The organism is Ralstonia sp. AU12-08 (assembly GCF_000442475.1).
In the GTDB taxonomy this organism is placed as follows: domain Bacteria; phylum Pseudomonadota; class Gammaproteobacteria; order Burkholderiales; family Burkholderiaceae; genus Ralstonia; species Ralstonia insidiosa.
Genome location: NZ_ASZV01000046.1, coordinates 235,370 through 258,339, shown reverse-complemented (window position 1 = coordinate 258,339; position 22,970 = coordinate 235,370). Strand labels below are relative to the sequence as shown.

The following is a 22,970-nucleotide window of genomic DNA, read 5'->3' as shown; positions in this document are numbered from 1 at the left end:
TTTTTGCTTAGAACGGCTTGCTGACGGACAGCAGGAACGTGCGGCGCGGCGCAAACTGCGGCGCGCCCACGCCGATGCCCGTGCCGTCGCGCAACTGATAGCTGCGGTCGAAGATGTTCAGCACGGTCAGGCGCGTCTTGAACTTGCCGAGCATCGGCAGGTTAAAGTCGCGCGCGGCACCGATATTCATCTGCCAGTAGGCCGGCAGGTGGTTGGTGTTGGCAAAGCCGCTGCGCAGGCCCGTACCGAACAGTACATCGCTGGTGTAGGTTGTGCTCGAATACAGGTATGACACACCGGCCGACGCGGTCAGGCGCTGGTCGTGGTCCAGGTTGACCCAGTGGCTGTTGATGTAGGCCAGCTCATCCGCACCAAAGTTGAACTGCCCCGTCTCGATGCCCTTACCCTGCGCGCGCGATACCGCCACGTTCACATACGCACCCAGGTTGCCGTTGCGATAGTTGGCGCTGCCTTCCAGACCGTAGATGCGGCCACGCTCGTAGTTGAACGCCGAATACAGCAACGCATTGCCGAACTGGCCTTCATCCTGCAGGTGGCGCACGTCGCGGTAGTACGCATCCAGGCCCACCGTGAGGTGCGGCGTCAGCTGGTGCGAGACCCCCAGGTCAAAGTAGTTCGAACGCTCCGACTTGACCGCCGTGTTGGCATCCGACGGCAGCGCATTGGTTGTGCCGAGGAAGCTCGCCACCGAGGTGCTATCAAACTTCTCAGTCGGCGGCGGCGTGAAGTAGCGCGCGTAACCGGCATGCACGCGGGTGCGCGGCGTCAGGTCATAGGTCAGGCCCAGGCGCGGGCTCAACTGCTGCTCGCTGACGATGGTGTTGACGTGGTCATAGCGCGCACCGTAGTTGACGGTGAGCTTGTCGGTCGGCTTCCACTCGTCCTGCAGGTAGACGCCCATCGTCGTGCCGGTGCCGCTGTGGTTGTCGACGATGGTGAGCGGCGTGCCGCTGGTCTGTGCGCCGGTGTCGTCCGCAGGGAACACGCGGGAAGTGTTGTCCGTTCCGAAGCGCTCGCGCTGCACGAACACGCCGGCACGCAGCGTGTGCTTGTCATTGAGCTTGTAGCTGGCGTCGCCCTGCAGGCCGTAGGCTTCATTGCGGCGCGTGAGGTCGGCCGCTACGCCGTTATAGACGAGATCTCCGATCGGATCCGGGGTGTAGTCGATCCGGCTGGAGCGGCGGAACACCGACACCTGATAGTCCAGCTTGGGCGACACCTTCTGCTGATACGTCAGGATCTGGAAATCGGTCTTCTCGCGCTGATTGGCGTTGAGCGCCTCCGATGCCGGCGCTACCGCACCGTCGAGCGTGAACTGCGGCGTCAGCCCGGGGCGCGTCGGAATCTGGAAGCGTCCGTTGGACGAGCCGAACATGAAGCTCACGCGGCTGTCGTTGTCGAGCAGGTACGAGAGCATGCCGAACGACTTGTTCTGCGTGGTGTGGTCGTGCGTGGCGTTGCGGTTGCCCGTGGGGTTCTCGATGCCGAGGTTGTTCTCGGCAAACACGCCGCTCAAGTAATAGCTGAAGCGGTCTTTCGTGCCCTGGATCTGCGCGTTGACCTCGTGCGTGGCGTTGCTGCCGAGCACCGTGCCGATCTCGCCGCCGAAGGCCTTGGGCTCGCCGTTCTCATCGGTGGAAGCGCCCTTGGTGGTGATGTCCACAATGCCGGCCGTGCGATAGCCATACTGTGCCGGCAGCGCGCCGGTCAGCACATTGATCTGGTTGGCGAAGCGCGTATCCAGCATCTGCCCGAAGCCGCTGATCGGCTCGGGAACAATCACACCGTTGATGCGGTATTGCAGGTTGGAGTGGTCCCCACGCACATGCAGTTGGCCGTAGGAATCCTGCACCACGCCCGGCGCTTGCAGCAGCACCTGGTTCAGCGGCGTAGCGTCCCCCAGCGGCAGGCGGGCGATGTCGTCGGTATCAAACTTGTAGACCGAGCTGCCGGTGTCCGGCGACAGCGCATTGCGTGCCGCATCCAGGCGCTTGGCGGTGACGCGGGTTTCGCTGAGATCGCGCACGTTGGTGGCAGGTGCCGCTGACGTGGCAGGCGCGACGTTGGTGGTGGGGCTCTCGGCCGGAGCCGTTTTTGTCGTGGCTTCTTGCGCCAGAGCGGAGACGGAGGCGAAGGATGGCAGCACGGCAGCAAGCGCCACCACCAGCTTGGCAGGCTGGAACGGAATCATGGAAAGACCTTTGAATCGAACAAATGCGTCAAACGGCGGCTCGTGCATCAAGACGCGAGCCGACAGGCAAGTCGAAAATCAAAGGCAGAACGGTGGATCACGCGAACAGACGGCGACCGGAAAGACCGGCGCCGCGGCGCGAAAGCCGATATGAGGAAAGTGCCAGCGCCGCGTGCTGCGCAAACGCAGTACCAGCAGCATCGGCAGCGCAGCCGCGAGCGCAGCAAAGGCCGCGCACTGCAAGCAGGCAGCGTGCTCCTGTGCGGGCTGACTGCCGCGTTCGGTGCCGGCAGGTGTGGCCGCGACGCTCAGCTCAGCCGAGGTCCCTTCGCTCCAATGCGACAGCGCATGCCGCAGCGCGCCCTGCTGACCAAACAGCAGCAGCACGGCCAGCAGGCAAGCCAGCCAGCGCAAATGCGAGAAGGAGGAGCGGAAAGCGCGCACGGTTTGAGGAGCAGATGCAGGCGCGCAATCTTTCAGGTGACTGAGCGCCCAATGCAACTAAGTTGCGAATTCTGACACCGGCCGCCCGATTCGGCAATCCGTCGGGTGGAGGGAGGCGGCAGGGAAAACCGCCCGCCACCCTACCGCCTTCGTATTACAGGCGCGTGTGCGCAAAACCCGGCCCGAAGCCCGTCTGCACGCCCAGGCTCGGCACGGGCACACGCTTCCAGTTCGGGCGGGCCTTGCGGGCGGCCTCGGCACGCTGGGCTGGCGCGCCCACTTCCGTGGCGTCATGCAAGTTGGCCAGCCAAGTGCCGTAGTCAAACCAGCCGTCACGCACGAGCTGCTCACCCACGCAGTTGGCAAAGCGGTCGGACTTGGGCAGGAAGCACAGTTCGAAGCCCTCGGTCTCGCGGCGGCCGTGCATCCAGCGATGCGGCACCTGGTGACTGGCGAGCGCTTCCGACAAGCGCGTGCCATAACGCTGCTGCCCCTGACGGCGCGCGGCAATCACGTGGAAGCCATCCAGCAGCCGACGCAACCCCAGTGCAGAGCGCGCATGGCGTACCTCGGCATCCACCAGCAACACGCGATTCTGCGTGCGTGCCTGCAGCGCCAGCGCAGCAAAATGGTGCGCGCCCCATTCATTCATGAAGAAGAGTTCGGCGCCCGCAAAGTCATAGGCGCGGAACACGTTGGTCTGATCCGCATAGCGGAACACGTGGCGCTGGTTGGCAGCAAAGTCCGCATCAGTGCTGTGCGGAATGCGGCGGCAATGCTGATGCGCAAACACCAGCATGCTCGGGAACGAGTGCACCGAGCACGGCGACTGCGCCAGCCCCGTCACCGCACGAATGTCGATCTGGCAATGCTCACGGCGCACGCCCACCAACTGGCTCAGATGGTGATGGAGATCGTCCACCCAGTCGGCATGGGCCAGATGCTTGGGAAACAGTTGATGCGCAGGCTCGGCCAGGCCGCCCTCGAACAGGAACGGCACGCTCTTGTGCCAGATATCGAGCTTCCAGTGCGACAGTGCATCGCGCTCGGTGCGATGGTGCGCAACCGATTGCGTGACATTGAAGGCTCGCGACCGGATTGCCCAGTCCGAGACCGCATGCAGCATGTTGGAAACGTTCATGTCACCCCCCGGAAGACCGAATCGTTTATTTGAGAGGTTGCTGCCGTTGCTCTCGATGGCAATCAGTCAACAACGTAAAAATCAACGACTCAACGGTACCCCACTTTAGAGGGGTGCGGCATGAAGTTTATTGAAGTCCGTGTTAAGAAAAAGACACAAAAATCGAAGGGGCTTGCCAAATGCACAGCGCAGCACTTTGGCGGCGCTTACGTTGCATTCTGATCAAACCAGGCACATGTCAGAGACCTCTTCGTCCGACAGCCCCCAGGTGGCGGCATCTTCCACGGTCACGATGGAATCGTCCGACTTGCCCAGGCTGATGCGCTCGGGGCGCACGCGGGTTTTGGTATTGCCGGAATAGAACACCACGATGTCCGGCTTGAGGGCCGACGCCTCGTTCTGGTGGACGACCACGCCCAGGCGATTGGTACGCAGCTTGACCAGCGTACCGACCGGGTAGATGCCCACGCTGCGCGTGAAGGCCTGGAACACGGTGCGATCGAACTGCGTGTCGGTACGGGCCATCATGTACTTGAGCGCCTGCGCCGGCGACCACGCATGGTGATACGGGCTGCTCGACGTCAACGTGTCATACACGTCGCAGATGGCCCCCATCTTGGCCCACAGACTGATCCCTTCGGTCTTCTGGGCGTCGGGGTAGCCGCTGCCGTCAATGCGCTCGTGATGGTGCAGGCAGATCTCGCGCGCAATCTCACTGAACTGCCCCGTGCCCTGCAGCAAGTGATGGCCGCCCACGGCATGGGTCTGCAGCAATGCCAGTTCGTCCTTGGTGAGCGCCGTGCTCTTGTCGAGCAGCGTGCGCGGCATGGCCGATTTGCCGATGTCGTGCACCAGCCCGCCCAGGCCGCATTCGCGGATCTCGTCTTCCGGCAGGCCCAGCGTGCGGGCCAGCGCCACCATCAGCGCGCAGACCGCAAACGAGTGCAGGTAGGTGTAGTCGTCCTTGTTCTTCAGGCGCGCCAGCGCAATCAGCGCATAGGAGTTGCGCGCCAGTGAGTTGGACACGTCGTCCACCAGCAGCAGCGCCTTGTCGGTCTCCAGGGCGCGGCCCATGCGGGCTTCGGCAAACATGTGGCCGAGCGTCGCCTTGCCGCTCTGCATCAGCTTCTGGGCGTGCTGCCACTCTTCCTTGAGCGACGTGGGCGTAATCGGCGGGCGGGCGGCAACGGTTTCGCGCGTGAGCGGTTCGGGCTCGGACGCCGAAGTGGACACCCCAGCGGCTGCCGGCGTGGGCATCAGGCCCTGGGCGACCACGTCCTCGCCGCGCTCCGGATCGATCCAGATCTCGGTGATACCCGCCTTGAGGATGTCGTCGATCTGACCCTGGTGCGACAACTGAAACTGCGTACGCCAGAACGGATGTTTCAACCAGGACCCACCCAGCTTCATCACAAACATACCGACACGCAATTGGTTCGCATCGATTCGCTTCATACCCTGCCCGCCTCGGCTCGAAGTCCGGTTTTGATTGAAATAGGGATGCGGCACGTCAGCCGACACTGACGCCGTTTTGGCCATTCGAGTCTACGACCCAGGTGGATGCTCGGGGCCACCAACGAACCAAACCGCGCTTGGCTTATCGGCAGCCCCGCACAAAACTTGAGGGGAAAGGTGGATCAGGCGGCGCGTAGCGCGCTTCGAACCAGGGACATCGGGGAACGTCGGCGCTCGCAGCGGTCGAATCAAACAGGTGGTGCGTCAAGACCCACGCCCGTCGGGCTGCCGACCGGGGCGATGGCGGCGTACACTAAGCCCCATGCAAGTGCATCCGACATGACTCACGATCCCGCATCCCAACGCAAGGAAGCAAAACCCGATGACTTCGCGCTCAACCGCGATGCCATCCGCTGGCTTGCGTCCTTGCCGGAAGATGTCCGGCCGATCGAGCTCGGCCGCAAATTCCCGCGCATCATCAACACCATCGCCGCCAAATGGGTCGACTTCATCGGCTGCCGGCGCTACTTGGACAGCCTGCAGATTGATGACCGCGGCGGCCGCCAGGGCTTTCCATTCGAGATCGTGCAGGAGATCTGCACACTGCGCGAACACTTCGATTCGCTCTACCCACCCGACAAAGACCTCTGGCAAAAGGCCATCGACGCTGACAAGCGCTAAGCCAACCCAAAGACGATGTTGCGGCCCGGAGTCGGTTCACTCCCCGGGCCGTTTTCATTCAAGCGCGTTCAATCGCTGTCCGGCCCCGATGCCAATTTGTTGAGCAATGCCAGCAGGCGCTGCTTCTCCTCACCGGACAGATGGGCGGTCACGCGGGTATCGTGCGCGGTGACCGCACGCGTGATCTCGTCGAGCGTGGTGACGCCCTTGGCCGTCAGCACCAGGCGAAAAGCGCGCCGGTCCGTCGGCGAAGGCTGCCGCTCGACCAAGCCCATGTCTTCCAGCGTGTCGACCAGCAGCACCGCACCGGAGCGCGCCACGCCCAGGATATTGGCCAGTTCGGTCAGCTTGAGGTTGGGGTTGTGCGCGATCACGGTCATGGCCGAGAAGCGCGGCGGCGTGATGTTCCACGCCTGTAGCGAGCGCACAAAATCTTCGTAGATATGCAGCTGCGCACGCCGCACCGCATAGCCGATCAACCCGTCGAGTGCGCCGTACTCTACGTCCGCGATATGCGGATTGAAGTGACCGGATTCAGCAACGGCTGGGTACAAGTCGTCGGCTTTGGGTTGGCGCGGCATGGTGGCGTCAGGCATACGGAATCCGTCGATTATCGTCGGCCGCGTGCCCGTCAGCCATGAACCGAGAAGAATTTCAGTTCTTCACGACAGCTTGATCGGCGGGCAGCAGCTTCCACTTGCCGTGATCCACGGTCAGCAGCACACGGCCGCGCGCGTCAAAGCCAAAGTGGTCGGCCGCCGTGTAGTTCAGCACGCCGTGCGAGACGACGATGTCGTGCTCGGTCTCTAACGCATGCTTGAGCGCGCGGCGGAATTCCGGCGTGCCCGGTTTGGCCGTCTTGAGCGCCACCGGCACGATGCGCTGGAGCACCTGCAGCGCATCCCACGTGTGCGCGCCAAACTGCGTACGTGAATCGGGCCCGTAGGCCTTCTCGTAGCGCGTCACATACTCGAGCGCAGTCTTCTTGCTCGGATGGCTGTCCGGCAATTGCTCGGCCACGATCACCGGCCCGGCCGGCAGGATGGCTCCGTCGACGGCCTTGCCACCGATGCGGATCAGGTCCTTGGTAGCGGCACCATGCGTCTGGTAGATCGGCCCGGCATAACCACGATCGCGCAGCGAGGTGTGCGGCAACGCGGCGCCTGTGCCTGCCCCCGCCACGAGAACGGCGTCGGGCTTGAAGCTGATCAGCTTGGCGACCTGCCCCGTCACGTTGGTATCGGCGCGCGCATAGCGCTCCACATCCACGACCTTCAGGCCGCGCGGCGTAGCGGCCGCAGTGAAATCCTTCAGCCAGCTCTCGCCGTACGCATCGGCAAAACCGATGAAGCCGACGGTCTTCACGCCGCTCGACGCCATGCGCGCAGCAATCGCCTCAGCCATCAGCGAAATCGGCTGCGCCAGGCGATACGTCCAGTCGCCCTTGCCCGGCTTCAACTCCACAGGGGCGAGCGACAACTGCGGCGTCTGCGATTCGGTGGCGACTTCGGCAATCGCAATCGACGGCGCCACGGCGGACGAACCGACGATCAGATCCACGTGGTCTTCCGTCACCAGCTTGCGCGCCATGCGTGCGCCGGTGCTCGGGTCAGAGGCGTCGTCCACCAGCACCAGACGCAGCTTCTCCCCACCGATGGTGTCTGGATAGAACGCCAGCGAATTCTTCTGCGTGATGCCGAGCGACGCCGACGGCCCGGTGGTCGACAGGCTCACGCCCACTACGATCTCGGCATGCGCGGCAGTCACAAGCAGGAGCGCGGCAGCAGCGCAGATGGTGCGGTGGATGATCATGGGTCTCCTCTCCTCTTCTGGTGTTCTGGCGGTATGGGTTCAGGCGGGTACGCGTGTGCGTTCCGGCATCGGCGGCTGGTCACGCAGTGATTGCGGATCGAAGCCGGCCAGCTTTTTATAGCGCATCGCAATCCCTTCCAGCTCGGCGCGCGGGATCACGCCATCGATATCGGCGAAGCCTTGCGGTGCGCGTTCGTGCGCGAGCTGCATGACCTGCTCCGGGCCGTTGAGCCGATTGCGCAGCACGATACCAGCGGTGCGCGGCAGGCGGTCGGCCTCGTACTCACGCAGGGCGATGCCGGTGTCGCGCGTGGCGAGCAGGCAATCGACCAGTGCACGTGCATCGAGAATCGCCTGTGCGCTGCCGTTCGAGCCGATCGGATACATCGGGTGCGCGGCATCGCCCAGCAGCGTGACGCGCCCGAAGGTCCAGCGCGGCAGCGGGTCCTTGTCGACCAGCGGAAATTCATACACCGCCTGCGCGCCGTCGATGAGTGCGGGAATGTCGATCCAATCCCATTTCCAGTCGGCAAAGGCGCTGCGGAAGATGGCGCGGTCGACCTCGCGGTTCCAGTCGCTGCGTGGCGGCGCTTCGTCGGGCACGCGCAGCTCGGCAATCCAGTTGATGAGCGAGCGGCCCTGCTGCCGCAGCGGCTCAGAGATCGGGTAGGCGACGAATTTCTGGTCCTGATGGCCGGCCATGAACATGGTGCGTCCATCGAGGTACGGTGCGGCTTCCGTGGTGGCACGCCAGAGCATGCGGCCCGCAAAGCGCGGTGCATCGCCGCTCGAATAGAACTGACGACGCACGGCGGAGTGGATGCCGTCCGCACCGATCAGCACATCGGCAGACGATTCGACGAGCGCGTCGTTGGTGCGCTCATTGCCCCGATTCCGCAACGTGAAGCGCACTGGGCCGCCACCCTCGCCCGTCGATTGGATGGCATCAAAGCTGTGGCCAAGGCGGATGCAATCGGGCCCAAGCCGTTCGCGCACGGCATCGGCCAGTGCTATCTGAAATTGGCCGCGATGGATGGAGAACTGCGGCCAGTCGTAGCCCGCTGCCAGCCCGCGCGGCTCATGCCAGATCGGCTGACCGAAGCGGTTGTAGTACGCCAGCGCGGAGGTGCGGATCGCCAACGCACTCAGCGTATCTTCGAGCCCCAGTTCACACAACTGGCGCGCGGCGTGCGGCAGCAGGTTGATGCCCACGCCCAGCGGACGCAGCGTCTGCACCGCCTCCCACACCTCGACCTCGAAGCCCTGGCGCTCGGCCATCAACGCGAGCGTGAGCCCGCCGATGCCCGCGCCGATGATGGCGATCTTCATGGCTGTCTCCGTGAAATTTGTTGCAGTCTATAACAAATATCAACGACAACCAGAGCGGGCCGGATCAGGGCAATCCCTAGGCTAATGTGGCGTGTGGATGCCTTGACGCTCAGTGATATATCACAATACCATCACTCGACTTTTACGAAATCCGAGACTGCCTCATGTCGCGTCCGATCAAGCTTGTTACTGCGGAAGCGCCCGTGCCGTTCGCCGCCGAACCCGCCGCGCACGCCCCCAAGGGCGCTGCCCTGCGCGAACTGGCCTACGGCGAGATCAAGCGCCGCATCATGGCGTGCGAATTCCGCCCCGGCGAGCCGCTCAACGAAGCGCAGTTGGGCGCGCTGCTGGGCCTGGGTCGCACGCCGATTCACCAGGCCCTGCATCGCCTTGAAGTGGAAGGCCTGGTGCAGATCCTGCCGCGCAAGGGCGTGCTGGTGACCCCGCTGTCGCTCAACGACGTGCTCGACATGATCGAGGTGCGCGCGACCAACGAGATCCTCTGCGTGACGCTGGCCGCCGAGCGCGCCCACCCGGCCGACTTCGAAGCCATGCGCGCCATCGTCGATGCATCGCCCGCGCTGATCGAGCACCGCGACATCGCCGCGCTCGCCGCACTCGACCTCAAGTTCCACCTCGCCATCTCCGCCGCCTCGCGCAACCGCGTGCTGGCCGAGCTGCTGCGCGGCCTGCATGAAAAGCAGGCGCGCTTCTGGTTCCTCTCGCTTTCAGAGCCACAACACCTGCAGAACGTGTACGACGAACACCTCGCCGTGCTTGATGCATTGGAACGCCGCGACGTGCCCGCCGCCCGCGAGGCCATCCGCGAGCACATCGACGAGTTCCGCCGCACGATCATCCGCACGCTCTGATTCCCGTTCCCCCCGCCCTCTTTCCGGAATTCCGCATGACCACGCTGCACCTGAACCTGATCGGCCACGGCCCCGTCGACGTGACCGTGGACCACCTCGTCATTGCCGGCTGGACCGGCCGCGATGCTGAAGCTGTTGAACACCACATCGCCGAACTCGAAGCGATTGGCGTGGCGCGCCCGGCGCGTGTGCCGTGCTTCTATCGCGTGTCGCACGCACTGCTGACCACCGATGCGCGCGTGGAAATTCCCGGTGCTGATTCGTCGGGCGAAGCGGAGTTCGTGCTGTATTCCACGCCGATGGGTCTGCTGGTCGGCATCGGTTCGGACCACACCGACCGCAAGGTCGAAGCCTATGGCGTGACCGTCTCCAAGCAGATGTGCGCCAAGCCCGTGAGCCGAGATGTGTGGCGCTTTGAAGCGCTGGCCGATCACTGGGACAGCCTGCAGATGAAGACCTGGCGCACCCGCAACGGCCAGACCGCGCTGTACCAGGAAGGCAGCGTCACGCGCATGCTGGACCCGCGTGACCTGATCCGTCGCTACACCGGCGCCGACACGCTGCCGGTGGGCACCGCCATGTTCTGCGGCACGCAGCCCATCATCGGTGAACTCGGCTTTGGCGAAGCGTTCGATATGGCCCTGATCGACCCGGTATCGGGCACCGAGCTACGCCATCAGTATGCTGTCGACACGCTGCCCGTTGAGGGCTGAAGCACCCCCTACCGGAGACCCTTTGCATGATGACACCCCGCCCGAACATGATCCGCGCCCTGGCCGCTGAACTGGCCAGTGGTCGCACCACCAGCGTTGCGCTGACCGAAGCCGCCCTGGAACACGCCGAAGCGCATCGCGCCGCCGGCGGTGCCGCCTATGTGAGCATCGATGCGCAAGCGGCGCTGGCCATGGCGCGCGCTGCCGACGCCGCCCGCGCGGCGGGCAACGTGCCATCGCTGCTGGCAGGTCTGCCGGTATCGATCAAGGATCTGTTCGACGTGGCGGGCCAGGTGACGGCCGCAGGCTCGCGTGCGCTGGCGCATCAACCGCCCGCCACTGCGGATGCTGCTGCAGTCGCCCGCCTGCGCGCTGCCGGGGCCGTGCTGCTCGGCCGCACCAACATGAGCGAATTCGCGTTCTCGGGCCTGGGCCTGAACCCGCACTACGGCACGCCGCGCACGCCGGCAGATGGCACGCGTGCTGCGGGCGGTTCCACCTCAGGCGGCGCAGTCACCGTGGCGGGCGGCATGGCGGTGGCGGCCTTGGGTACGGACACGGGCGGCTCGATCCGCATTCCGTCGGCCTTCTGCAATCTGACTGGCTTCAAACCCACCGCACGCCGCGTACCGATGACGGGCGGCGTGCCGCTGTCCACCTCGCTCGATTCCGGTGGGCCGCTGACCAACTCGGTGGATTGCTGCGCCATCGTCGATGCCATCCTCAGTGGTGAATCGCTCGACACTGATGCAGTGCCGCTGGCCGGCCTGCGCTTCGGCATCACGCAGGACTACGTGGGGGCGGATCTCGACGACGTCGTCGCCAAGGCATTCAACCGCGCCGTAGAACGCCTCGAACGTGCAGGCGCGCATATCGTGCGTTTCGATTTTCCCGAACTGCTGCAACTGCCCGAGATCAACGGTGGTGGCGGCCTCACGGCGGCTGAAGCCTGGGCATGGCATCGCCCAGTGCTGGCACGTGCCGAGGCGCAGTACGACCAGCGCGTTGCCGCACGCATCCGCCGTGGTGAACAGATGGGTGCTGCCGCCTACATCGACGTACTGGACGCGCGCACCCGCATGATCGCCGCCGCGCACAAGCGCCTGGGCAACTTCGACGCTTGGCTGATGCCCACGGTGGCCATCGTGCCGCCGGAAGTGGCACCGCTCGAAGCGGACGACGCCCAGTTCTTCCGCACCAATGCACTGACGCTGCGCAACCCGAGCGTCATCAACTTCCTGGACGGCTGCGCACTGACGCTGCCCATCCATGCCTCCGGCGAACTTCCGGTCGGCCTGTCGCTGTGCGGTCTCGCCAATGACGATGCACGCATCCTGCGCGCCGGCCGGGCGGTGGAGGCTGCGCTGCGTTGATCGACTAGACAGAAACTAGACAGAACATCCCCGCCAGCGTCCGCGCCACGCAGGCGGTTCTCTAAGCCACGAAGACAAGGCGCGCGACAGACGCGTCCGGCCCCACTCACGCGTGCGTTTTGACAACAAAGCGCAGACGCCCTTGCACGCTATTGGAGGAAACCATGTCGCAAACCCAAGCCCTGCCGGCCGACCACACGGACCCGGCCAGCAGCCCACCCCACGGCACCGCGCTGGACGCCACCTACCGCCGCATCGCATGGCGGCTGGTGCCGTTCCTGGTCTTCCTGTTCATCCTCGCGTGGATCGACCGCGTCAACGTTGGCTTTGCCAAGCTGTCGATGCTGCAGGACCTGCAGTTCAGCGAAGCGGTGTACGGCCTGGGTGCCGGCATCTTCTTCATCGGCTACTTCCTGTTTGAAGTGCCGAGCAACCTGTTGCTGGAGAAGATCGGCGCACGCAAGACGCTGGCGCGCATCACCATCCTCTGGGGCCTGGCCTCGATGGCGATGATCTATGTGAAAACGCCGGCCTCGTTCTATGCGCTGCGCTTTCTGCTGGGCATTTTTGAAGCCGGCTTCTTCCCAGGCGTGGTGCTGTACCTGACGTACTGGTTTCCGTCGGCCTATCGTGCGCGCATCAACGGCCTGTTCATGACCTCGTTTGCAATTGCGGGCGTAGTGGGCGGCCCGGTTGCGGGCTTCATCATGAGCACCATGGAAGGCGTCGGCCACCTCGCCAACTGGCAGTGGCTGTTCCTGCTGGAAGGCATTCCCTCGGTGCTGGCCGGCTTTGCCGTACTGGCTTGGCTGCCGGAGACGCCACGCCAGGCCAAGTGGCTCTCCGCCGCCGAGCAGGAAGCCGTTGTCCGCTCCATCGACGCAGAAAACCGCGATCCAGCCAAACACGTGTCGTTTGGTGCGGCACTGTCGAACGCCCGTGTGTGGATCTGTGCGGCAATCTACTTCTGCGTGGTCAGCGGCAACGCCACCATCGCGTTCTGGACGCCGTCGATCATCAAGGAGCTGGGTGTACAGGGCAACTTCCACATCGGGCTGATCAGCGCCATTCCGTTCATCGCCGGCACGATCGCGATGGTGTGGAACGGCATGCATTCAGACCGCACAGGTGAGCGCCGCATGCACTGCGCCATCGCCGCCATCATCGCCAGCGCGGGCCTGATCGCGACGGGCGCAACGCTGGGCACACCGGTGCTGGCGCTGGTTGCGCTCACCGTGGCAGCCATCGGCATCCTGGCGGCATTCCCGGTGTTCTGGTCGATTCCGGCAGTGTTCCTGGCCGGCACCGCTGCCGCAGGCGGCATCGCCCTCATCAACTCGATCGGTAACCTGGCCGGCTTCGTCGCCCCGTACATGATCGGCTGGCTGAAGACGAGCACCGGCCACTTGTCGGCCGGCCTGTACTTCGTAGCCGTGTTGGAACTGGGTGCCGCCGTGCTGGTCATCGTAGGCACGCGCAAACACTGAGCAGCAGCCAAGCCCCAGAAGAAACCATCGCAGCGCCAACCCATGCGCCGCGATGGTTTGGCCTTTGACGTTCCTGCCCTAGATGGCGCCTTGAATTTCTGTAAGCGGGCGGAAAAAAGAAGGAGGCCTGTCTGAGCGAAGCGAGTTTGCCTCCTTCTCCGCCCGGTTACATAAATTCAAGGGGAAGTCGCCATCTCGGGCGCGCCTCTCTTTGCTTACTTTCTCTGGCAAGACAGAGAAAGTGAGTCGGCCCCGGCAGGGGACGAAACGGGGGATGCACCACCAACATCAATCGCCAGCGAATCGTGGCACAAGCCGGCTACCCCGCCACCTTGTACCCAATCCTCAACCCACCCCAGTGCCGCCCGTTCACATAGATCGGCGCCGACACATCCTTCATCATCACAAACGCGCCGTTCCCCATATCGCGCCGATACGTCTGCAATAAGAACGCCTCGGTATTGTGTGCCGCCCCCAACCCCGTGCGATCGGCAAACATCCGACGGTTACGGCTGTTGGCCGCGTTCCACACCGGGTCACTGCCCTGTGGCTGCGAGAACTTCAGGTTGTGCGTCGGCAGATAGCCGTTAGTGTCCACCGCCGCACAAAACACCACCCGCGGGTCGAGCCCCAGCAGCGGCTCCTGCAGCGCAGGCAACACGCGGTCCGTAAACGCCGTGAAGCGCGCCAGATGCTGCGGCGGGTCGGTATTAGCGACGGGCTGATACGCGTGATCGAACAAGTCGCTCTCACTGATGTCACCGCGCGCGACAGCCGACTCGAACAGCGCACCGACCTTGCGCGCCGTCGCCTGCACGGCATCAATAAACGGCGTATCGGCACTCTGCACACCGGTAGCGGCCGTGTGGCGGATCAACGTTTCCGATACCGCCAGCAGGCCGGAAAGCTGCTGCCGCGCGTTGTCGATGTTCTGGCTCGATTGCCGGACACCCTCGGCCATGGCCTCCACCTCGTGGGCAAGCGAAGCGCACTCGTCTTCAATCGCGGCGGTGGAGTCGGCAATGCTGGTGGCCTCGGCGTCAAACCGTGCGATGGCCTCGCCCGCAACACCGATCACCGCACCAATGGCCTGCGTGCCGGCATCCACACGCTGTGCACGTGCCACGTTGGTGCTGCTGTCACCGATCAGCTTGTCGGTCTGACCGGACAAATCCGCCAGCGTGGTCTCGATACGTTGCGTGGCCTCTGCCGTCTGGCCGGCCAGCTGCTTGACTGCGCCTGCCACCACGGCAAAGCTGCGACCGGATTCCCCGGCACGCGCCGCCTCGATGGCGGCATTGATGGCCAGCAGGTTGGTCTGCTTGGCAATCTGCGAAATCTGTTCCGACGCCTGCGCCACCTGCACCAGCGCTTCACGCAGCGCGGCAATCTGCTGCTCCATGCTGGCCACGCCGATCGCCAGTTCGCGTATGTCGCGCAACGAGGCATCCACCGTGGCGCGTGAATCACGCACCTCTTCGCTGGCGTGCGACGCCACTTCACGCGCATGGCGCGCGGCCACAGCAATGTCGTGGTTACCGCGCATGGTGGCGTCGGCAGCGCTGCGCAGTTGATCGAATACATCGGCCTGGCGACGCAGGCGCACGGCCACGTCCTCCACGTTGCCGGACACCTCGCAGATGCCCATGCCCACACGGCCGGCCTCTTCGGCAATGCGGGCAATCAGTTCGGAAGAGGCTTTTGGGCCGCGGCCCCAGGCAAATGGCTTCACGTGCAGTGGTCTCCAAGGTCGTTGTTTTATGCGCCCTCGCAACGGTGGCGGGGCAACCCTCTATGGGGCATATCGGCGCGGGCGGATGCGCGCTGGAGAGACGCTACGCGCCCAGACTTACGCTGGCATTACGGCTGGATCATGCCTGCGCGGCGCGGCTACGGCGCAGGCGCGCCTCGTAGGCAGCCGCCGTCATGGGCGGGCCAAACAGGAAGCCCTGCAGCTTGTCGCAGCCAGCGGCCTGCAGGAACTCGGCCTGCTCCAGCGTCTCGACGCCCTCGGCGGTGACGGTCATGTCCAGCGACGCCGCCATCGCCACGATGGCGCGCGAGATCACCACCGAATCGCGGTGGCGCGGAATGCCCGAGACGAACGAGCGGTCCACCTTCAGGTTGTCGATCGGGAAGCGCTGCAGATACGACAGCGAGGAATACCCCGTGCCGAAATCGTCGATCGAGATGCGGATGCCCAGCGCGGTGAGCGCATCAAGTACGGGCATCACGGCGGCGGTGTCGCGCATGAGCAGGCCTTCGGTGATCTCCATCTCCAATGCGCACGCGGGCAGGCCGGCTTCGGTCAGGCACCGCGAGATGGTCGGCACCAGCCCCTCGCCAAACTGGCGCGGCGACAGGTTCACGGCCACGAAGAAGTTCGGCATGCAGGTGGCCCGCCAGTGCGCGGCCTGGTGGCATGCCTGCCCCAGCACCCACTCGCCAATCACGCCGATGAGCCCGGAGTCCTCGGCCACGGGAATGAACTCGGCAGGCGACACCTCGCCCAACTCTGTGCTGTGCCAGCGCAACAGCACTTCTGCGCCGACAATCTCCATTGACGTTGCATCGACGATGGGCTGGAAACGCAGCGACAACTCTTCTGCCGCCAGTGCGCGGCGCAGGTGGTACTCAAGCTGAAAGCGCCGCTGCGCCCGCTGCGACAGCCGCGCGGTGTACACGCGATGCTGGTTGCGCCCATTCTGCTTGGCGTTGTACATGGCGGCATCGGCACAGCGCAGCAGCGTGGCGGCATCGCTGCCGTGCTCGGGATACACCGCAATGCCGATCGACGCGCCCAGGTAGTACTCCGTGCCGCTGGTGGAGAACGGCTGCGCGATGGCCTCGACGATGCGCTGGGCCAGCCGCTCGGCCTCGCCCAGCGAGCGCACGTTGTCGAGCAGCACGACAAACTCGTCGCCCCCCAGGCGCGCCAGCGTATCGCTCTGGCGCACGCAGGCCGACAACCGCTGCGCGACGATGCGCAGCAGGTGGTCGCCCGCTTCGTGGCCGGCGGTGTCGTTGACCTTCTTGAAGCCGTCCAGATCCAGGAACAGCACCGCCACCTGACGGCCATCGCTGGCAGCCTCGTCCAGCACGGCCTGCATGCGCTGCGAGAAATAGGCGCGGTTGTACAGGCCGGTCAGCGCATCACGCTGCGCCAGGAACTTGAGCTGCTGCTGGGCCTGACGTGCCGGGCCGATGTCGTTGAACGAGATGAGCACGGCGGTGGGCGCATCGTCGCCGGGGCGTGCGATGGGCAGCACGTTCTCGTGCACCCACACCACATCGCCATCCACCAGTTCCAGGCCAATGGTCAGGCCCAGCAGCGGGCGGCCGGTGCTCAGCACCACGTGCGTGGGCCGCTCGTTGAAGGGAATCTCGCTACCGTCTTCGCGCAAGGACCGGCGCATCAACGCAAGGTGGCTGGTGCCGACCGGCGACACATTGCCCGCCCGCAGGATGCGCCGCGCGCTCGGGTTGCACGCCAGGATGGTGCCGTCAGCCGCCTGCACGACGATGCCTTCGGTCAGGTTGTCGACAGCTAGGCGGTAACGCTCTTCGCTTTCCTGCAGCTCACGCGCGATGTGCGCCTTCTGGATCGCCACCCCGACGATGTCGGTGATGCCGTCAAGCAAGCCCATCGTGTCGTGCGTGGGCGCACGCGGCGTGTCGTAGTAGACGCCCATCGCGCCAATCATCTGCGCGTTATCGCCACGGATGGGGGTGGACCAGCAGGCACGCAATCCGAGCGGCTGGACGATGTCGCGGTAGTCGTCCCACAGCGGGTCGGTGTCGATGTCTTCCACCACCACGCGTTTGTTGAGGAACATGGCCGTGCCGCACGAGCCGTGCGCGGGCCCGATCGCCAGCCCGGTCAGTACCTGCGAGAGCATGAACGGCAGCGACGGCGCCACGGCCTGTGTGACATGTTCGCTGTCGCTGCTCAGCAGGACAGAACACATCGCACCGTCGTCGAGCAACGCTTCCACCAGCCGACATACCTCGGCCAGCAGGTCAGACAGCGGCACGTTGCGCGAACTCAATTCGAGCACGGTCTTTTCGCAGCGCAACAATTCCTTGGCACGTGCTGTCTCTGCGGCCAGGGCGCGGTAGTTGGCTTCGGAGTCACGCAGGGCCTGTTCGGCCTGCTTGCGCTGGGTGATGTCGCGCGCGACCACCTGGATGGCGGTGCGCCAGCCGAGTTGCACGGGCGCGGACAGCACCTCCACATCGACGGGCGTGCCATCGCGGCGCAGCAAGGTCTGCTCCACCGGCGGCAGGCCTGTGCCGTGCGCCACCATCCACTCGCGGCGCTGGCGGGCAAGGTGCACCGAATCCCCATGCACGAACTCGTCCAGCTCGTGGCCGACGATGTCGCGGGCATGCTGCGCACCGAACAGCCGAACACCTGCCTCGTTGATGAAAACGATGATGTCGTCCGCCACGATGTACAGCGCATCCGGCATCTGCCGGACGAGCGCCTCGTAGCGGTCATCAGCAAGCGGTAGCGGCCTGATCATGTCCGGGCCGGTCGTATCCGGTTCGGGACGGTCGGGCCGCTCTGCGGAAGTGGCGTCCATAGGGCTGGGGGGCCTGTTTCTCTTGCTATCGACCATCGTGTCAGGAAAGTTAAGGCGTTTGGATGGTCCTCCCCTCTTCAGAGTGGTGCAAATGACCGAGGTCAGGTCGAATGACACATGAGTTGCGGCACAATGCCGGCACAACTTCGATGCGCGCGAGCACCGCAAACGCGCACACTTTCTCTCAGGCACGGGCCATGCAATCGTTTTCGTCCTCTGTCGGTCACTTGGCCGGCCTCGTTTCGCGCCGCACGCTCCTGGCCGATGGGCTGGTGGAAGCGGCGGTCCAGTTTCGTGACGGCCATATCGCTGCGTGTGACTCCAACCCGACGCGCGGCATGCTCGACTGCGGTGACCTGCTGGTCCTGCCCGGCATTGTCGATCTGCATGGCGATGCCTTCGAGCGCGCCGTCATGCCGCGCCCGGGCGTGGCCTTTCCGTACGACACGGCGCTGGCCGATGTGGACGGCCAGTTGCTCGCCAACGGCATCACCACCGAATTCCACGGTGTGACCTACTCCTGGGAAGGTGGCCTGCGCGGCCACGCCTATGCGCTGCGCATGCTCGATACGCTCGAAGCCATGCGCCCGCACCTGGGTGCCGAGCATTTGATGCACCTGCGCTTTGAGTTGCACCACGCAGACGGCGTGGCCGATGCGCTGGCCTGGATGGCGGCAGGCCGCGTGCACTTCCTCTCGTTCAATGACCACCTGCCGATGATGCGCGACAAGCTGGGCGACGCGCGCAAGCTCGCGCAATACGCCGACCGCGCCGAGTGCGACGTCGACACCTTCCGCACGCGTCTGGACACCGCCGCCGTCAACGTGCACAAGCTCGACGAGGTGCTCGGCGTGCTGGCACGGGCGGCGCAGCAGCGCGGCATCCGCATGGCCTCGCACGACGAACCGGACGTGGCCACGCGCAACACCTTCCACGCGCATGGCTGCACCGTGACTGAATTCCCGCTGACCGAGGAGGTGGCCCGCGCGGCGCGTGCGCACGGTGGGCACATCGTTTTTGGCGCCCCCAATGTGGTGCGCGGCGGCAGCCACAATGGCGCGCCCAACGCCGCAGCCATGGTGGCGGCCGGGCTGGGCACGGTGCTGGCCTCCGACTACTACTACCCCGCCCTGCTGGCCGCACCGTTCAAGCTGGCCGAACGCGGCGTCGTGCCACTGGCGCAGGCGTGGGATCTGGTGGCCGCCAACCCGGCAGAAGCTGCGGGGCTGACCGACCGCGGCAAATTCGCCACCGGCTTGCGTGCCGACGCCATCGTGGTCGATGACCACCGCCCCGGCCTGCCGCGCGTGGTGGCTGCCGTGGTGGGAGGCCGACTGCGCCACGCCACCGGGCATCTGCCGCTTATCGCCTGAGGACTTGGCTGCCGATGGACGCACCGCTGCAACCGTTGCCTGCGCTCCCCAACGCCTGGCGATACGCGCTCTACCTGCTGCCGCCCGAGCCCTGGTACACGCTGGGCACCCGCTGGCTCGGCCGCTGCGCGCTGCACGGCGGGCCGATCGACACCGATGCGCGCCAACCGCTGGCCCGCGAGGCCCAGATCGACCTCACCACGCTCGACCGCTGGACCGCAGACCCACGCCACTACGGCCTGCACGCTACCTTCAAACCGCCATTCCGCCTGGCAGAAACACGCACCGTGGATGACCTGGATGCGGCGCTGCGCCGGTTCGCGCTGGAGCAAACCCCATTCACGATCGAACCGGCGTTGCAAACGCTGCGCGGCTTCCTGGCCTGGCGCCTGCGCCACGGCGATCCCGCCCGCGATGCGCTCCACCAGTTCGCCGATGCCTGCGTGCGTGAGTTCGACACCTTCCGCGCGCCGGCCCCCGCCACCGAACTCGCGCGGCGGCGCCAGGCCGGGCTGTCGGACGCGCAGGAGCGCCACCTGCAGCGCTGGGGCTATCCATACGTGTTCGATACCTTCACCTTCCACATCACGCTGACCGGGCGCCTGGGCCATACCGAACAACTGGCCTGCTACCGCGCGCTGGAAGCCGGCAGCGTGATGCTGCCGCCCACCATGTCCATCGACAATATCGCGCTGTTCACGCAGCCAGAACCCGAGGCGCCCTTTACCGTGGCGCGCGTGTACCGCTTCGACGGCAGCGTTGAATGATGTCGCAGCAGGTATTGATGCTCAGCGCGTGAGATCGACCACGTCGATCACCTGCGTCTGGCCGTGCTGCTCGACCTCCTGGCGCATCACCACGCCGGCTTCCGGGCAGAACCAATCGGTCAGATGGGCCACGGTCGGCTCGGGTTCGAGCGATTCATTGCCCAGCTTCAACACGCCCAGCGTGGCCGTACGCGTGTAGCGGATCGGCCGGCACTGCAGAATGCCGACGACGGTGTTCATCGGCTGCGGCGGCCCGACCTCACGCTCGGACACCTCCACCTTGGCGTGCTCGGCGCGCATGTGCCCGACTGAAATCCCCACACGGGGCGATACCACATCAAAGTCGAAACTCGATTCGTACGTATCGCCCGGCAGCATCTCAGCTTCGGGTGCCAGACCCGCGCCGTAAAGAAACATGCCGGAGATGGCCGTGCTGACGGTGCCGACCAGGTCAGCATGCTCGCTTTGCGCAAACACACGCCCGTTGATGCTGACCACGCGCGTGACGACACCGGCCTCGTCCACCAGCAGTTGATGCTCCTGCACTGTCTCGATGGGTCGACCGCCGAGCGCCACAAGGCCCGACTTAGCGTAGATGTGCAGACCGATCTCGCAGCCGTCCTGGATGTCGCGGTTGACGTCGTGCAGCGTGAACTCGACGATCATCGGCGTCTTGCCGTTGCCGTCCAGTCGCAGGCGGCTACCGTCATGCACCCAGGACGCGGTGCACAGGCCGGCAGCGTGCGCGGGCAGCGCCGCACAGGCCACCATGGCTGCAACCCATAAAGAAAAACGCCGATGCACCTGGCGATGCATCGGCGTCTTCATGAACCTGAACGGCATAGGCTTACTGCTTGTTCTGGTCCTTCGAGTACGGGCTGGTGGCATCACCTTGGCGAGCACCCTGGCTGTACGGATCAAACTTGTCGCCGGCCTTGGCACCCTGCGTGTACGTATCGTACTTGCCCTTCTCGACATTGGCCGGCTGGGCACCCGGGTTCAGTGCGCTGGCGGTGCTGTCATCCTTGTTGGCACCCTGCGAATACGGGTCGAATTTGTCGCCGGCCTTCGCCCCTTGGGTATACGGGTCGAACTTCTTGTCGGCGTTGGCGCCTTGGCTGTAGGGGTCGAACTTCTTATCGGTTTGCGCGTGCGCCACACTGCTGATGGCTGCCACGACAGCAACCGCTGCCACGAGGTTGAGACGTTTGTACGGCATCTGAAGCTCCTTTCCACTGGGTCGTTTGGGCTGATCACATCGTGCAGCCTCATTTTGAACATATTCCGGTGCCGTCAATCACGGTTTGACCATGACGCCACATCGGAGAACCCCCTCTCCTCGTCGTACGCTATGGCAAGCGCACGCGAAAGTCAACGCACAGGAAGTGCCTATTTTTTTGGCGACATGCACAACATCAGTGTTGACCCTTAAGCCCTTTCTAGCTCTTCCGGCCTTTCTGCCGGATCGCTCCCGGCCCCGCAACGGCAATCAGCGCCATCGTCAGTGCCACCACAGACAGCCCCCAGCGCAAATCTGAGTGGTGGGCGATCAACCCGATGATGACCGGGCCAACCAGCAAACCTACGTAGGCAAAACGCGCCACCGCCGCAATGCCCTCTGCAGCCGGCACGCCCGGCAGGCGCGATGCGGTAATGAAGAAGATCGGCACCATGTTGGCTGCGCCCACGCCCATCAGCGCAAAGCCAGCCAGCACAGCCGCCGGGTCCGGCCACAGCAGCGCCAGCAGGATGCCGCCCGTGGCCAGCACGCCGCTGGCGCCCAGCACGCGCATGTTGCCCCAGCGCCCGCGGGCGAAATCGCCGCCGAAACGCGCCAACGCCATACCGCCTGAGAACGCTGCATACCCGGCGCTGGCAACGGCCTCGGGCGATTGCGCAATCTCGCGCATGTAGACGGTGGTCCAGTCGTACATCGCCCCCTCACCCAGCAGCCCGAAGAAGGCCAGGAGACCGAGCACGAACAGCGTGCGTCCGGTGCTCGGGTGTGCGGGTTCGCCTTCAGCATGCACGTGATCGGGCAGCATGAACGGCCCGGCGCACAGCGCGGTCGCCATCAAGACCAGCGCCATACCGCCACAGTGCACGGCCGGCGGCACCCCCAACTCCAGCAGCACGCCGCCCACGGCTGCGCCCACCATGCCGCCCAGGCTAAACATGCCGTGCAAAGACGAAATGATCGGCTTGTGGTGGTTGGCTTCCACCGTGGTGGCCTGTGCATTGATAGCCACGTCGAACCCCACGGTGCTGACGCCAAACAGAAAGAGCGCCACCAGCAGCGCCGGGTAGCTGGGCATCAGCATGATCAACGCGAGCATCGCGCTGAACGCGATGCCGCCCCGCACACTGGCGTGCTGCGTGCCAACGCGCGCCACCCAGCGGCCCACAAATTTGATCGAGAGGATGGCACCAAAGGCAACCATGAACATCGCCAGCGACAACGATGCCTCGGACAATCCGAAGCGCGCCTTCACGGTAGGAATGTGGATACCCCAGGTCGCAAACGTTGCGCCGTTGACGAAAAAAAGAGCCATCGTCGCCGCGCGGGCTGACAAGGGTAGCCGGCGAGGCTGCAGCACGCCGGCAGATTGCACGAATTCGGAAGACATGAGGACGACGAGGAATGCGCATGCCGCACGAACGTCGCGCGGCAAAGCCGCCATGCTACCGCGCCAAGCTGATCACTGCTTTGCGCAGGGTTGCCCAT

At 64.9% G+C, this 22,970-nt stretch carries 19 protein-coding genes; 7 read left to right on the top strand and 12 right to left on the bottom strand.

What is annotated here, in order from left to right:
- Nucleotides 1-7: 7 nt before the first annotated feature.
- The 4 genes from C404_RS51505 to C404_RS51490 form a co-directional block, all read right to left on the bottom strand.
- Entirely contained in the window at nt 8-2,212 is a 2,205-nt protein-coding gene (locus C404_RS51505; RefSeq protein WP_021196654.1) for a TonB-dependent receptor, read from the bottom strand.
- 78 nt (nt 2,213-2,290) lie between these two features.
- Complete coding sequence (locus C404_RS51500; protein ID WP_031329893.1) at nt 2,291-2,656, bottom strand: hypothetical protein; 366 nt, start codon at nt 2,654-2,656, stop codon at nt 2,291-2,293.
- A 154-nt stretch (nt 2,657-2,810) separates the two neighbouring features.
- Nucleotides 2,811-3,797 (bottom strand): DUF6685 family protein, encoded by a 987-nt coding sequence (locus C404_RS51495; RefSeq protein WP_021196652.1) that lies wholly within the window; start codon nt 3,795-3,797, stop codon nt 2,811-2,813.
- 222 nt (nt 3,798-4,019) lie between these two features.
- Nucleotides 4,020-5,252 carry an HD-GYP domain-containing protein gene (locus tag C404_RS51490; protein WP_021196651.1) on the bottom strand — a complete coding sequence of 411 codons (1,233 nt, stop codon included), beginning with the start codon at nt 5,250-5,252 and terminating at the stop codon, nt 4,020-4,022.
- A gap of 339 nt (nt 5,253-5,591) precedes the next feature.
- Between C404_RS51490 and C404_RS51485 the strand changes: the two genes are divergently transcribed.
- Nucleotides 5,592-5,933, top strand: a complete 342-nt coding sequence (locus tag C404_RS51485) for a hypothetical protein (RefSeq protein ID WP_021196650.1) — start codon at nt 5,592-5,594, stop codon at nt 5,931-5,933.
- Between the two features lie 68 nt (nt 5,934-6,001).
- On the opposite strand, the gene C404_RS51480 is transcribed toward C404_RS51485, so the two are convergent.
- From C404_RS51480 to C404_RS51470, 3 genes are all read right to left on the bottom strand, one after another.
- Nucleotides 6,002-6,514 (bottom strand): MarR family winged helix-turn-helix transcriptional regulator, encoded by a 513-nt coding sequence (locus C404_RS51480; RefSeq protein ID WP_031329891.1) that lies wholly within the window; start codon nt 6,512-6,514, stop codon nt 6,002-6,004.
- A gap of 73 nt (nt 6,515-6,587) precedes the next feature.
- On the bottom strand, nt 6,588-7,745 hold the full coding sequence (locus C404_RS51475) for an ABC transporter substrate-binding protein (protein ID WP_021196648.1): 1,158 nt from the start codon (nt 7,743-7,745) through the stop codon (nt 6,588-6,590).
- Nucleotides 7,746-7,784: 39 nt separating this feature from the next.
- A complete protein-coding gene (locus tag C404_RS51470; RefSeq protein ID WP_021196647.1) occupies nt 7,785-9,074 on the bottom strand; it encodes a flavin-dependent oxidoreductase in 1,290 nt (429 codons plus the stop codon).
- A gap of 164 nt (nt 9,075-9,238) precedes the next feature.
- Between C404_RS51470 and C404_RS51465 the strand changes: the two genes are divergently transcribed.
- From C404_RS51465 to C404_RS51450, 4 genes are all read left to right on the top strand, one after another.
- Complete coding sequence (locus tag C404_RS51465; protein WP_021196646.1) at nt 9,239-9,946, top strand: GntR family transcriptional regulator; 708 nt, start codon at nt 9,239-9,241, stop codon at nt 9,944-9,946.
- 35 nt (nt 9,947-9,981) lie between these two features.
- On the top strand, nt 9,982-10,659 hold the full coding sequence (locus C404_RS51460; RefSeq protein ID WP_021196645.1) for a DUF2848 domain-containing protein: 678 nt from the start codon (nt 9,982-9,984) through the stop codon (nt 10,657-10,659).
- A gap of 26 nt (nt 10,660-10,685) precedes the next feature.
- Nucleotides 10,686-12,032, top strand: coding sequence for an amidase (locus tag C404_RS51455; RefSeq protein WP_021196644.1), 1,347 nt, complete (start codon nt 10,686-10,688; stop codon nt 12,030-12,032).
- Nucleotides 12,033-12,196: 164 nt separating this feature from the next.
- The gene (locus C404_RS51450) at nt 12,197-13,519 is read left to right on the top strand and encodes an MFS transporter (protein ID WP_021196643.1); all 1,323 of its coding nucleotides are present in this window, start codon (nt 12,197-12,199) and stop codon (nt 13,517-13,519) included.
- A 319-nt stretch (nt 13,520-13,838) separates the two neighbouring features.
- Here the strand turns inward: C404_RS51450 and C404_RS51445 are convergent, their stop codons facing one another.
- Nucleotides 13,839-15,251 carry a methyl-accepting chemotaxis protein gene (locus C404_RS51445; RefSeq protein WP_021196642.1) on the bottom strand — a complete coding sequence of 471 codons (1,413 nt, stop codon included), beginning with the start codon at nt 15,249-15,251 and terminating at the stop codon, nt 13,839-13,841.
- 139 nt (nt 15,252-15,390) lie between these two features.
- A complete protein-coding gene (locus C404_RS51440) occupies nt 15,391-18,105 on the bottom strand; it encodes a sensor domain-containing protein (RefSeq protein WP_021196641.1) in 2,715 nt (904 codons plus the stop codon).
- A gap of 197 nt (nt 18,106-18,302) precedes the next feature.
- On the opposite strand from C404_RS51440, the gene C404_RS51435 reads away from it, so the two are divergent.
- Nucleotides 18,303-19,478 (top strand): alpha-D-ribose 1-methylphosphonate 5-triphosphate diphosphatase, encoded by a 1,176-nt coding sequence (locus tag C404_RS51435; protein ID WP_021196640.1) that lies wholly within the window; start codon nt 18,303-18,305, stop codon nt 19,476-19,478.
- Nucleotides 19,479-19,492: 14 nt separating this feature from the next.
- Complete coding sequence (locus C404_RS51430; RefSeq protein WP_021196639.1) at nt 19,493-20,245, top strand: DUF1045 domain-containing protein; 753 nt, start codon at nt 19,493-19,495, stop codon at nt 20,243-20,245.
- A gap of 21 nt (nt 20,246-20,266) precedes the next feature.
- Here C404_RS51430 and C404_RS51425 read toward each other — a convergent pair whose 3' ends face one another.
- From C404_RS51425 to C404_RS51415, 3 genes are all read right to left on the bottom strand, one after another.
- Nucleotides 20,267-21,073, bottom strand: coding sequence for a hypothetical protein (locus C404_RS51425; RefSeq protein ID WP_374754718.1), 807 nt, complete (start codon nt 21,071-21,073; stop codon nt 20,267-20,269).
- A 19-nt stretch (nt 21,074-21,092) separates the two neighbouring features.
- Nucleotides 21,093-21,464 (bottom strand): hypothetical protein, encoded by a 372-nt coding sequence (locus C404_RS51420; protein ID WP_021196637.1) that lies wholly within the window; start codon nt 21,462-21,464, stop codon nt 21,093-21,095.
- Nucleotides 21,465-21,684: 220 nt separating this feature from the next.
- Nucleotides 21,685-22,872, bottom strand: a complete 1,188-nt coding sequence (locus C404_RS51415) for an MFS transporter (RefSeq protein WP_031329890.1) — start codon at nt 22,870-22,872, stop codon at nt 21,685-21,687.
- Between the last annotated feature and the right edge of the window lie 98 nt (nt 22,873-22,970).

Bases quoted from the DNA above. Each gene is read 5' to 3' on its own strand.
- C404_RS51505 (WP_021196654.1), bottom strand. From the start codon at position 2,212: ATGATTCCGTTCCAGCCTGCCAAGCTGGTGGTGGCGCTTGCTGCCGTG.
- C404_RS51495 (WP_021196652.1), bottom strand. From the start codon at position 3,797: ATGAACGTTTCCAACATGCTGCATGCGGTCTCGGACTGGGCAATCCGG.
- C404_RS51490 (WP_021196651.1), bottom strand. From the start codon at position 5,252: ATGAAGCGAATCGATGCGAACCAATTGCGTGTCGGTATGTTTGTGATG.
- C404_RS51485 (WP_021196650.1), top strand. From the start codon at position 5,592: ATGACTCACGATCCCGCATCCCAACGCAAGGAAGCAAAACCCGATGAC.
- C404_RS51480 (WP_031329891.1), bottom strand. From the start codon at position 6,514: ATGCCGCGCCAACCCAAAGCCGACGACTTGTACCCAGCCGTTGCTGAA.
- C404_RS51475 (WP_021196648.1), bottom strand. From the start codon at position 7,745: ATGATCATCCACCGCACCATCTGCGCTGCTGCCGCGCTCCTGCTTGTG.
- C404_RS51470 (WP_021196647.1), bottom strand. From the start codon at position 9,074: ATGAAGATCGCCATCATCGGCGCGGGCATCGGCGGGCTCACGCTCGCG.
- C404_RS51465 (WP_021196646.1), top strand. From the start codon at position 9,239: ATGTCGCGTCCGATCAAGCTTGTTACTGCGGAAGCGCCCGTGCCGTTC.
- C404_RS51460 (WP_021196645.1), top strand. From the start codon at position 9,982: ATGACCACGCTGCACCTGAACCTGATCGGCCACGGCCCCGTCGACGTG.
- C404_RS51455 (WP_021196644.1), top strand. From the start codon at position 10,686: ATGATGACACCCCGCCCGAACATGATCCGCGCCCTGGCCGCTGAACTG.
- C404_RS51450 (WP_021196643.1), top strand. From the start codon at position 12,197: ATGTCGCAAACCCAAGCCCTGCCGGCCGACCACACGGACCCGGCCAGC.
- C404_RS51440 (WP_021196641.1), bottom strand. From the start codon at position 18,105: ATGGACGCCACTTCCGCAGAGCGGCCCGACCGTCCCGAACCGGATACG.
- C404_RS51435 (WP_021196640.1), top strand. From the start codon at position 18,303: ATGCAATCGTTTTCGTCCTCTGTCGGTCACTTGGCCGGCCTCGTTTCG.
- C404_RS51430 (WP_021196639.1), top strand. From the start codon at position 19,493: ATGGACGCACCGCTGCAACCGTTGCCTGCGCTCCCCAACGCCTGGCGA.
- C404_RS51425 (WP_374754718.1), bottom strand. From the start codon at position 21,073: ATGAAGACGCCGATGCATCGCCAGGTGCATCGGCGTTTTTCTTTATGG.
- C404_RS51420 (WP_021196637.1), bottom strand. From the start codon at position 21,464: ATGCCGTACAAACGTCTCAACCTCGTGGCAGCGGTTGCTGTCGTGGCA.
- C404_RS51415 (WP_031329890.1), bottom strand. From the start codon at position 22,872: ATGTCTTCCGAATTCGTGCAATCTGCCGGCGTGCTGCAGCCTCGCCGG.